Origin of the sequence: Paenibacillus agaridevorans (assembly GCF_018604145.1) — a bacterium.
In the GTDB taxonomy this organism is placed as follows: Bacteria; Bacillota; Bacilli; order Paenibacillales; family Paenibacillaceae; genus Pristimantibacillus; species Pristimantibacillus agaridevorans.
In genome coordinates, this window is record NZ_CP075889.1 from 4073917 (window position 1) to 4084844 (window position 10928).

Sequence of the window (10928 nt, forward strand, 5' to 3'; positions counted from 1 at the left end):
CGCAAAGGAGAGAGTGGCATGGCGCTCATACATCACCTGCACGTCGACGGACAAGATTCTCCAACCGGTATAGACGTGACCGATCTTCAAATATCCTGGCAACTGGATTACGCGCGAGGGGAAGCGCAGCCCGTTGCCGCCCAGCTCCTCTTAGCTACGCGGCGAGATCTGCTTTCCCCCGGCCAAACCGATGTCTGGGACAGCGGCATGATGACCGGAAGGCTGACAGATTGCCGATATGGCGGGCCAGAGCTGGAAGACTGCACCCGTTATTGGTGGAAGGTGCTCGCCAGAGACGAGAAAGGGGATGTCATCGCATCGGAGCCCGGCACCTTCCTGACTGGTCTGGGCGATGCGGAAGCTTGGCGCGCTCAGTGGATCTGGAAACCTGGCGAATTGCAAATCAACGATTTTGCCTATTTCCGCAAAGATATCGAGCTGCGAGGGCCAATCCGCCAGGCGCTGCTGTTTGCTTCGGCTCATCATGCCATGCGCTTATTCATCGACGGAAGCCGAATCGGCGGCTATGGCTCCCCCGCGCCGACCAATCCGGAGCAGCGCAAGCTGTATACGGCCTATGAGGTAACCTCGTCTCTTCGTCCCGGCAAAGTATGTCTGGCTGCGATTGCCCACTATTTGGGAGGCGGCGGTCAAAACTATGTCGACGGCTTGCCCGGCTTCCGCCTGCAGCTCGAAGTGATCTACGAAGACGGCTCAAGCGAAACATTCGGTACCGACGAATCTTGGCAGATCGTACAGGAAATTCCGCATGCTTGCGGAACCCCCTACCAGCAAAACAGGCGCGTATCCGCCATCGAAGATTATGATGCCCGCAAGCTGGATCCGGCGTGGAACCGGACGGACTTTGCCGCAGAAGCATGCCTGCAGGCCGTGCCGTCGGGGATTCCGGCTCATCGCTGGCCGATGAAGCGGCAGCGCCTGCAGGAGGGCGCCGAAGCGGAGCTGATTGTGCCGGCCCTCGTCAAGCAAGCGTTGACGCCGGGGGATGACGGAGCGCCGGAGACGCTTCGGCAAGTGTTCGACGCCGGACAAATCCTGTCGGGCTGGCCGCGGATTACGCTGACCGGCATCTCGGGAACGACAATTCGGCTGCGGTACTCGGAGGACCTGGATGAGCATGGCTTTGTCAAACACAACGTTAGCAACGAAACATCCCATCATTATTACGATCAATTCACGATGCGCGGCGATGAGTTGGAAACGTGGCAGCCGGATTTCTCATACAAGGCGTTCCGATATATCGAGGTGACGGGTTATCCCGAAACGATTCGGCCGGGAGAGCAGTTGTCGCTTGTGCTCGCTTATACGGGAATGGCCGAGCTCGGCTCGTTCGACTCGTCCGACGAGCTTCTGAACAAGCTGTACGCCGCCTGCATCCGCACGCAGAAAAACAATGTGCTGGGCCAAATCGTCGATTGTCCGCATCGCGAGCAGGCGCAATATCTCGCCGATTCCGATCTTCAGGCGGAGACGCTGCTGTACAATTTTGATGCCAGGGCAGCACTGGAAAAGGTGCTTACTGATTTCGCGGGAGGGCAGTTGGATGACGGAACCTTCCCGTTTGTCTATCCGACGAACTACGATAAGCCGGATTTCAAGCTGCAAATTCCCGAATGGGATTTGCACTTCTGCTCCCTGCTCTGGAAACTGTACATGCATACCGCCGACGATCGCCTGATCGTAAGGTATTACGATACAGCCAAACGCATGGTCGACTACTATCTCGGCATTCGAGACACAAATACCGGTCTTGTCCCGCTCGACAAAGGCTGGCATATCAGCGATTGGCCGTATCCGTCCGTCGATCACGGCTCCAATTCGCTGGAGCAGGAGACCAGCTCCGCACCGTTTACGGTGCAAAATATGAAACTGCATCTGGCAGTTGACGTCCTGTCGCGGATGGCCGGCCTTATCGGCAGGGACCGGGATGCCTCGCATTACGATGCCGAGGCGCGTCTGCTTCGGGAAGCGATTGTCGAACATTTGTATGATTCGGCTGCCCGCCGATTCCGCTCCGGGCTCGGTACCGGCCAGATCCATCAAGGCGTCAACGCGCTTGCCGTACATCTCGGACTTGCGCCTGCCGGCGACGCCGCCGATATCGTCGATTATATCGCGAACTCCCCGTGGGAAAGCCGCACGGTATTGTCGCTGCCGCTGCTGCGGGCACTCTTTGAGAATGGACAAGGCGAGGCCGCATATCGGCTGATAAGCAAGGAAAGTTATCCCGGCTGGGGTTATATGATCAGTCAAGGGGCGCCTACCATGTGGGAAGGCTGGGACGATATCGAATCGCATTGCCATGCATGGAACGGTTATCCGGCCAGGATGCTCCAGGAATACGTCGTGGGCATACGTTCGATGGCGCCTGGCTTCGCGGAAGCCGAGATCGCGCCTTTTATGCCGGAAGGGCTCTCGCACGCGAGTGCTGCCATCTCCACACCGTTCGGCGCCTTGTCCGCCGGGTGGGAGCGAGGAACGCAAGAGTCGCCGAATGAGTATAGGCTGACGCTTCATGTGCCGACAGCCATAAAGGCCAAGCTTGTGTTGCCAATGTTCAAGCAAGACGGGAGCTCCAATGCCGTCTTGCTGGAATCGGAGCAAACACTATGGGCCAACGGTACAGCCTGCGGACTTACGACAGGCGTCCGTGGAATCGATTATGTGAACGGATGTCTGGAGGTTCGAATCGAATCCGGAACTTATGATTTCGTTATGAAGGGCGTATAACTTAAATTCATATACTCGCAGCGTCATCCGATCAACTAGGTCAATGACCGGATAATTGCTGCAGCAGAACAGCCAGCCCGGCGTCCGGGCTGGCTGTCTTTATTAAAGGCTTGATGAAGCTACATATTCAGCACCGACTTCATCAAGCGAGTACATTGAGGTGCTGGCAGCTGTAGACGAGCGATTGTGTATGAAAAAGCGAGTTCATTGAGGCCCTGGCAGCCGCGTACGAGCGATTGTGTATGAAAAAGCGAGTTCATTGAGGCCTTGGCAGCCGCATACGAGCGATTGTGTATGAAAAAGAGAGTTCATTGAGGCGCTGGCAGCCGTGGATGAGCGATTGTGTATGAAAAAGCGAGTTCATTGGGGCGATGGCAGCCGTGGACGAGCGATTGTGTATGAAAAAGCGAGTTCATTGGGGCGATGGCGGCCGTGAATAAGCGATTGTGTATCCAAAAAAGCCAACCCGTCAAAAGACGAGTTAGCTCATTATTGCAAAATGTTAACCTCTATAACGTTTCAGGAATTGCACGGCCATCTCGATGTCCTTCTCCGGACTAGCGCCTACTTCTCGCTCGATCGTCAGATATCCCTTATAGCCGATATCGTTTAAAGCCTGAAGGTAACCGTTCCAGTCGACTTTGCCCTCGCCGAGCGGCACCTCGCGGAACGTCTCGCCGGTCTCCGCCTGCTGTGCGATGACATCGTGGTCGAGACCCTGCGCCTTCTCGTAGCCAAAGAAGCCATATACATCGCGCGGATCAATATTGTCCACCAGCTTAACGCCGTCCTTGGCATGCGTATGAACGATATAATCCTTCAGCGTGTACACGCCTTGAACAGGATCGTCGCCAGTCACCATGACCATGTTCGCCGGGTCGAAGTTGACGGATACGCCCCTTGAGCCCAGCGTGTCGAGGAACGACTTCAGATGTGCGGACTTCTCCGGTCCCGTCTCGATTGCGAAGAAGGCGCCCATTCCCGCAGCGAAGCTGCTCAGCTCCACGCAAGCCTCATGCATGGAACGGTAGACGGCACTGCTCTGGTCATCCGGCACGATGCCGATATGCGTCGTTATAATATTGGTGCCGAGGTCCAGGCCAAGCTCCATAATCCGCTTCGACTTCTCGATCTTTTCGCGGTTGACCGACGCATCCTGGAAGCCATGGCCGCCGAGATCGCCGACAAGGGCCGAGATCTCGAGACCTAGCGATGCGATATAATCCTTTAACTCCCGGCGGGCAGAAGCCGACAGGTTGGCGGGATCCATCTCGCCGTTGACGGCATAGATTTGCACGCCGTCGGCGCCGACCTCCTTCGCCTTGACTAAGCCATCGCGAACGCCTAACTTAAAGCTGTCGACGATAACGCCGATTTTGTTCGTCATAACTGGTTGTGCCATTGTCGCTCACTCTCCTCGATTAAACAATTTCGTTCCATATGCGTCTGACATTGTCGAGCGCAATCTTCGTCCCATTGCGGCATTCTTCCATACCTTCGAACTCGATGGAAATAAAGCCGTCATAGCCGCTGCGTTTTACGATGCCTAACACGCCAGGGATGTCGATGTCGCCTTGGCCTGCGATCGCGCCCCGCAGGTATTGGCCTCCCGTTGACTTGAACCAGCCTTCTCCGGGATTACGATTTGCCGGACGAATATAAAAGTCCTTAACGTGAACCATCGACGCCAAGCCGATGTTATTTGCCACCGCCGTCAAAGGATTCTCGTCCGCGCACAAAAAGTTGCCTATATCGAGCGTCGTGCGGAAGTTGTCCCTTCCAACCGAATGGACAAGCGCTTGTACACGGTCGCTATGCTGGATGAAGTAACCATGGTTCTCCACGCTGGTCGTTATGCCGAAGCCGGCTGCGTAATCCGCGATCGTCTGGCAAGCTTGCGTCAATTGCGGGAGCTGCGCCAGAAAATTGCCGATGGACAGATCCTTGGAGGAAGCAACGTCATGGCGCATCCGCTTGATGCCAAGCGCCGCGCATACGTCGACTTCCCGCTTGACCCGCTCGACCTCGTCTTCGAATTCCGCGCCACCCTTGTCCGCAAAGTTCGCGCCGATCGCGTAACTGGACAGCTCCAGCCCGTTTGCGGCAGCCGCGTCACGGATCGTTTCGATCAGCGACGGATCTTCGATCATGCTAAAGCCAAGCGGCACGATCTCCACATGCTCGGCTCCGATGCTGGCAATGTAGTCGATGACGCCAGTTAACGAGAGCTCGCCCGAGGAGAATGCCCTGTGCAGGCTGTATGTGCTTACTCCCAGCTTCATAGTCTCACCTCAGCGCCTTTTTCTGCCGATTCGTAGATGCCGCACAAAATTTTCATCATTTCGACGCCATCTTCGACCGGACTGATCGGCTGCGTGCCGTTCTTTACATTGTCGACGAAGTGGTTGATCTCGTTCTGGAAAGCCGCCTCGAATCCAAAGCCCTTGTGATCCGTCTGCGGGATCACGTTGACGATACGGTTGTTGATCTCCGTCACAAACGTTGTCTCCGGCTCGATCTCCATGCCGCCTTTGTCGCCATACAAGCGAATCGCTGTCTCGTCCTGCTTTCCGTGGAGCGTAAAGCTGACGTCAACCATCAGGGAAGCCCCGTTTTCGAAACGGATGAGCGCGTTGGCCATATCTTCGACGGTATTTTTGCTTGCGTCGTAGTCTGCTGCTTTATAGAAGGAAAGATCCTGGACATTGGAGCGGTTGCCCAGCTTGCGATAAGTGTTTGCGCTGACGGAAACTGCCTTCGGACGCCCCATCATATACCAGCAAATATCGATGGCGTGGACGCCGATGTCGATCAACGGGCCGCCGCCGGAACGTTCGATATCCGAGAACCAGCCTCCGGGATTGCCGAGACGGCGCAGTATCGACGCTTTTGCATAATAGATTTCACCCAGTCGCCCATCTTCGACAAGCGAGCGAAGCAACTGGCCGTTAGGATCATAGCGGCGCACATATCCGATTTGCAGAATTTTGCCCGTCTCCTCGACCGCCTTCTGAATGTTAAGCGCTTCTTCAACAGAGCGGCAAAGCGGTTTCTCCACCAGCACGTTCTTGCCTGCGCGAACCGCCGCGATGCTGATCTCCGCGTGCGTATTGTTCCAGGTGCAGATGCTGACGGCTTCCACGCCGGGATCCGCAAGCAGATCGTTGTAATCCGTATATACTTTGACCGCGCCGTATTTCTCCGCTGCTTCCTTGGCGCGCGCCTCGTTCAGATCGCATACCGCGTAGATGGTTGCGTCCGGATTGTTTTTATAAGCATTCAAATGCAACGATGAGATTGAGCCGGTTCCGATAACGCCGATTTGTACAGTTGACATTTCCGATCTCTCCTTGTCATTTCGAGAATACGGGGATATAAATTCCCGTTAGCCTTTGGCATGTATACACTTCCGTATTATAATGGAATCAGCCATGTAAGCCATGCAAAGCCGTGCGGATTATTTGTACATTTGTGCTCTGGCAGAAACGGAGGAGAGCGGATGACCGATTCATTCGATAATTTCGAGAATTTGCGCGAACCCATGAGCATGCCGGATCCCCGGTTCCCGATCAAAGTGCATCGCACCCACTTCGAACATGCGGACACGACGCTCTTTGCGCACCACTGGCACGCGCATCTGGAATTCCATTACATCGAAGCCGGCGAAGCCGTTATGGAGTGCGGCACGACGGCCTATGAGGTTCAGCCGGGCGATCTGATTGTCGTCAACAGCAACGAACTGCATCATGGAGTAAGCAGGTCGTCCGATTTGTTCTACTATGCCCTAATCGTGGATACTTCGCTCTTGCACAGCCAATTCGAGGACGCCGCCGATACGAAGTTCATCGCGCCTATTATTCAGAACCGCATCCTGTTCCGCAACCATATCAGGGGCAACGCGGAGTTGAACGCATGTGTCCTATCCATCGCGCATGAGCTTAAGACCCGCTCCTTCGGCTTCGAGCTTGCGGTCAAATCGGAGCTGTACCGCCTGTTGACGCTGCTGATGAGAGGGCATGTCGCAAGTGTACTCACCAAAGATGAATATGCGGAGCGGATGAAGAACATCGAACGCTTCGAGCCTGTTCTGCACTATATCGATCTCCACTTCAAGGAACCGCTTGGTGTCGAGCTGCTCTCCGAGATTGCCGGGCTGAGCCGCTTCCACTTTAGCCGGGTATTTAAACAATTGACGGGACGTACCGTCACCGAATACGTAACGGCAACCCGCCTCGACAAGGCGGAATACATGCTTCGCCATTCGCCCCTGACCATATCCGAGATTGCGGCCGCGACGGGGTTCAACGACATCTTCTACTTCAGCCGTACGTTTAAAAAACATAAAAAACAATCGCCGTCGAGGCTCCGGGATGTCTAATGGGATCGCGCCGAAAATCGGCCTCTCTGCACATTTGTGCATTTCTCCCCAATTTCTCAAACAAACGGAGCCCCTGCGCAGCAAATTGTACGAAAATACACAAATTCTCGCTTCCTATCTTCGAGCGGGATCTCTTGGAACCAATATTTGTGTATATATGTACAAATGTACGAATAACTTGCTCTTCCCTCATCTTAATTGTGTATTTTTGCTCAATTATTGTCCCGTTTGCGTAAGTTCTCCTAGCCCGAAAACTTTTACATTCTAAAAAAAGGGGCTGTATCACCCACAGGTGATTACATCCCCTTTTATTTAAACCTATAGAAATCAGTAATGCCGGATGCCAATTACTTCTTCACATTCTCAGCTACCCAAGCATCCAACTGCTTCTGCAGCTCCGCTTGCACCTTCTCGGCGCCGGCGTTTCTCAGCTTCTCCAGGTACTCCGGCAAATACTTGTCGGGATCCACCGTACCGGTCATCAGAAGCGGCTGATATTCCGCTTTTACCGCCATCACGTTGGCGTATTCCGCTTTGACGTTGGTGTCGTCGAATGCAAAGCCGAAGGTTGGCTGCACAAACGCCGATTCGTTAAGCTTTTTCGTTTCCTCCCAAGTGTCCGCCGCCTGTCCCTCGACCAGATAGCCGTTGAATACGTTGCCGAACACCCAGTTCTGGGCTCTGTATCCGGCATTGGCGCCGATCTTGACCGTATTGTCCTCCACCTTCTCGTAATGCTTCCCTTCGATTCCGAAGCTAAGCAGGTTGTACAGTTCCGGATCGTTGTTCACCAGCTCGATAAGCATCATTGCGCGATCCGGGTTCGCGGACGTGCGGCTTATCGCGGTCAGCGTCGTAATATTGGAGGTGCGGCGGGTCGTCGCTTCCGTAAGCGGAACGCCGATCACGTCGTACCCTCCGTTGGATGCTTTTTTCTCCGCTTCGTAGCCCGGCTTCATGGCGCTTTCCAGACCGGCCGCGTATTTGCCGTTGTAGATGGAGTCGATCTGCTTTACCGTCGAGGCGTCGTCGTTGATGTAGCCTTTCTCGAACCAGCCGCGCATCAGCTCCACGAAACTTTTATACTCCGGCGTCTGCTCCAGCCAGTTGCTCTGGAACGTATCGTCGCCGATCCGGACGCCGCTGTCGTCGAAGCCGTACATAAACGGCTCGAACACGGTGCCTGGGCCCGTTAACATCAATGGCACGATGCCCTTTTCGTTTTCCTTCACCTGCTTAAGGAACGGTTCCAGATCTTCCAGCTTCTTGACGCTGCTCGTATCGAAGCCGTATTTGTCTACAAAATCCTTCCGCAGACTTACTCCATAACGCGATGTGATCGTCTGATAGTTTGGCACCGCGTAGATTTCACCTTGATACTTGGTTGCGTCCCATGTAAACGAAGGGATCGCTTTCAACGTCTCTGGCGCATGCTTTTCCAGCAGCTCATCTAGCGGGATGAATGCGCCTTTCTTTACGTTTTCGTCGTAATTGAACGCCCAGTTGGCGGTCCAGACCAAATCGAATTTTTCGCCTGCTGCGCTCGCCGTATTCAACTTGGTCGTATAGCTGCCGAAGTCGACCGGCCGCAGCTTTACGGTTGCATTGATTTTTTCCTTTACGATTTTGTTGACCTCGTCTTCGATCAGTTTCTGATCCGGCGATACTTGCGATACCCCGTAATACCAGATCAACTCCACTTCGGACAAGCTGTCGTCCTCGCCGCCTGCGCTCCCGTTGTTGCTCGGCTGGGCTGTCTCCCCGCCATTGCCCGCCGGTTTGTTTCCTTGACCGCCGCCGCTGCAAGCTCCCAGCAGCAGGGCGCCGCACAATAGCAGCATCGACACGTATTTCATCTTTGTCATGGTTATTCCCCCTGATTTTAATTAAACCATTTCAGTGCCGGTTAGCCCTTTAACGAGCCGACCGTCATTCCCTGCACAAAGTATCTTTGGAAAAAAGGAAACACGAACATCATCGGTCCGGCGACCATGACGACCAGCGCCATCCGCACGGATTCGTTCGGGAACTGGCTCATGTCGATGCCAAGCCCCTGAATGTATTCGCTGTTGTTGCGAAGGAAATCCAGCGTGTTCATAATTCGCACCAACAGCAACTGCAGCGGCACCCTTCGGTCATCATCGATGAAGAGCAATGCGTTAAACCATTCGTTCCAATAGTTGAACGCGATAAACAGTCCCAGCGTCGCAAGCGCCGGCGTGGACAACGGCAGGATGATGCGGAAGAAGATCCGCCATTCTCCGGCACCGTCCATCTTGGCCGACTCTATGATTTCATACGGGATTTTGCTCATGAAACCTTTCATGATCAGCACGTAGAAGGGTGACAGCAATCCAGGCAATATGATCGCCCATAACGAGTTCTTAAGGTGCAAATATTGCGTGACCAGAATATAAAACGGCACCAGCCCGCCCGAAAACATCATCGGAATAAACACGAATACCGTCAGCGGAGAGCGCAGCGCGTAGTCTCTTCTGGATATCACGTAGCCGATTATGCTCGTCAGAAGAATGCTGAGCAGCGTGCCCGCGAGCGTAATGAACAAAGTGTTGCCGTACGCCCGAAGAATGACCATCGGCGTCTGCAGCAAATATTCGTACGCAAGCGTGCTGAACCGGCTGGGAAGAAACGAATAGCCGAATGACGCCAGCGCGCTTTCATCCGTGAGCGAGACGGAGACGATCAGAATGAACGGTGCGACTATGAGCATGGACAGTACGATAAAAAAAGCGTTAAAAAAGATATTGGCCATGCCGCCGCGTCGGTTTGCGTAAGTTTCCATCGGTCGTTCCCCTATCCTACCATAACGAGTTTTCTTCGCTTATTTTTCGAACCGTATAATTGGCCCCCACCACGAGCAGCAGCCCGACCACGGACTGATACAGGCCGACGGCCGTAGCCATTGGGATATCGCCGCTGACGCTGAGCGCCCGGTACACGAACGTATCGATAATATCGGTGGTGTTGTACAGAAGAGGCGAATTGTTCGAGACAAAGAAGTGCAGGCCGAAATCGCCTCGGATCATGTTGCCGATCGCCATGATCATCAGAATAATGATAAGCGGCGACAGCATCGGAATCGTGATCTTGCGGGCCATCTGGAATCGGGACGCCCCGTCCATCTTCGCCGCCTCGTAATAGGACGGATCGATGGCCACAATGCCCGCGTAATAGACAAGCGCCGAGAAGCCGATCGATTTCCACAGATGAGCCAAGGTCAGGATGAGTGGCCAATAGTTGGCTTCCAGATACCAGCGGATCCTGTCAAGGCCGATAGTTTCGTACAAGCGGTTTAGAAACCCGTAATCGTGGCTCAGGAACATTTGCGCCAGAAACATGACGACGACCCAGGACACGAAAGTGGGCAAAAACATCGTGGTCTGATAATATTTGCTCCACTTCCGAGATATCTCGTTGAGCAGTATGGCCACGATCAGCGCGCCGAGCGTGGTGACGACCCAGAACCATAGACTGTACAGCACCGTATTGCGGGTCACGATAAACGCCTTTTCGGAAATAAAGAAAAATTTGAAATTATCGAAGCCCGCCCAGTCGCTGCCCAGAATGCCCTTGTCGTACCTGTAGTTTTTGAACGCGATAATCGCGCCGAACATCGTCAAATAACTGAAAACAAAAATGTACAGGACCGACGGGAGAGCAAGCAGGCTGAGCTCTCTGTCTCCCTTGCCGAAACGGAAACGGCTTTTTTTCATAGTTGTTCACCTCCTTATCCATGATGGATCGCAGTGCCGTCTTGTCACACATCATGGCATAAGGA

Annotated in this window: 8 protein-coding genes; 2 read left to right on the top strand and 6 right to left on the bottom strand. The window is 54.1% G+C overall.

The features are described from left to right. The first annotated feature begins 18 nt into the window (after positions 1–18). Positions 19–2751, top strand: a complete 2733-nt coding sequence (locus tag KJW29_RS17180) for an alpha-L-rhamnosidase (protein WP_214630692.1) — start codon at positions 19–21, stop codon at positions 2749–2751. 502 nt (positions 2752–3253) lie between these two features. On the opposite strand, the gene KJW29_RS17185 is transcribed toward KJW29_RS17180, so the two are convergent. From KJW29_RS17185 to KJW29_RS17195, 3 genes are read right to left on the bottom strand one after another with little or no spacing between them, the layout of a single operon-like run. Next, positions 3254–4153 carry a sugar phosphate isomerase/epimerase family protein gene (locus KJW29_RS17185; RefSeq protein WP_214630693.1) on the bottom strand — a complete coding sequence of 300 codons (900 nt, stop codon included), beginning with the start codon at positions 4151–4153 and terminating at the stop codon, positions 3254–3256. A 19-nt stretch (positions 4154–4172) separates the two neighbouring features. Next, positions 4173–5033 carry a sugar phosphate isomerase/epimerase family protein gene (locus KJW29_RS17190; RefSeq protein ID WP_187101477.1) on the bottom strand — a complete coding sequence of 287 codons (861 nt, stop codon included), beginning with the start codon at positions 5031–5033 and terminating at the stop codon, positions 4173–4175. Then, the gene (locus tag KJW29_RS17195; RefSeq protein ID WP_214630694.1) at positions 5030–6088 is read right to left on the bottom strand and encodes a Gfo/Idh/MocA family protein; all 1059 of its coding nucleotides are present in this window, start codon (positions 6086–6088) and stop codon (positions 5030–5032) included. The genes KJW29_RS17190 and KJW29_RS17195 overlap by 4 nt, the downstream gene beginning before the upstream one ends. A 162-nt stretch (positions 6089–6250) precedes the next feature. Here KJW29_RS17195 and KJW29_RS17200 point away from each other — a divergent pair, with 162 nt between their 5' ends. Next, positions 6251–7129: an AraC family transcriptional regulator gene (locus KJW29_RS17200; RefSeq protein ID WP_087566008.1), complete on the top strand. Its 879-nt coding sequence runs from the start codon at positions 6251–6253 to the stop codon at positions 7127–7129. Between the two features lie 347 nt (positions 7130–7476). Here KJW29_RS17200 and KJW29_RS17205 read toward each other — a convergent pair whose 3' ends face one another. From KJW29_RS17205 to KJW29_RS17215, 3 genes are read right to left on the bottom strand one after another with little or no spacing between them, the layout of a single operon-like run. Next, the gene (locus KJW29_RS17205) at positions 7477–8994 is read right to left on the bottom strand and encodes an ABC transporter substrate-binding protein (RefSeq protein ID WP_214630695.1); all 1518 of its coding nucleotides are present in this window, start codon (positions 8992–8994) and stop codon (positions 7477–7479) included. Positions 8995–9035: 41 nt separating this feature from the next. Beyond that, entirely contained in the window at positions 9036–9932 is an 897-nt protein-coding gene (locus KJW29_RS17210) for a carbohydrate ABC transporter permease (RefSeq protein WP_187101481.1), read from the bottom strand. A 16-nt stretch (positions 9933–9948) separates the two neighbouring features. Continuing rightward, positions 9949–10863: an ABC transporter permease gene (locus tag KJW29_RS17215; protein ID WP_214630696.1), complete on the bottom strand. Its 915-nt coding sequence runs from the start codon at positions 10861–10863 to the stop codon at positions 9949–9951. Positions 10864–10928: the final 65 nt, after the last annotated feature.

What these genes read in the sequence shown, in the direction of transcription:
- KJW29_RS17195 (WP_214630694.1), bottom strand. Translation starts at nt 6,088, where the DNA reads ATGTCAACTGTACAAATCGGCGTTATCGGAACCGGCTCAATCTCATCG.
- KJW29_RS17190 (WP_187101477.1), bottom strand. Translation starts at nt 5,033, where the DNA reads ATGAAGCTGGGAGTAAGCACATACAGCCTGCACAGGGCATTCTCCTCG.
- KJW29_RS17215 (WP_214630696.1), bottom strand. Translation starts at nt 10,863, where the DNA reads ATGAAAAAAAGCCGTTTCCGTTTCGGCAAGGGAGACAGAGAGCTCAGC.
- KJW29_RS17205 (WP_214630695.1), bottom strand. Translation starts at nt 8,994, where the DNA reads ATGACAAAGATGAAATACGTGTCGATGCTGCTATTGTGCGGCGCCCTG.
- KJW29_RS17185 (WP_214630693.1), bottom strand. Translation starts at nt 4,153, where the DNA reads ATGGCACAACCAGTTATGACGAACAAAATCGGCGTTATCGTCGACAGC.
- KJW29_RS17200 (WP_087566008.1), top strand. Translation starts at nt 6,251, where the DNA reads ATGACCGATTCATTCGATAATTTCGAGAATTTGCGCGAACCCATGAGC.
- KJW29_RS17210 (WP_187101481.1), bottom strand. Translation starts at nt 9,932, where the DNA reads ATGGAAACTTACGCAAACCGACGCGGCGGCATGGCCAATATCTTTTTT.
- KJW29_RS17180 (WP_214630692.1), top strand. Translation starts at nt 19, where the DNA reads ATGGCGCTCATACATCACCTGCACGTCGACGGACAAGATTCTCCAACC.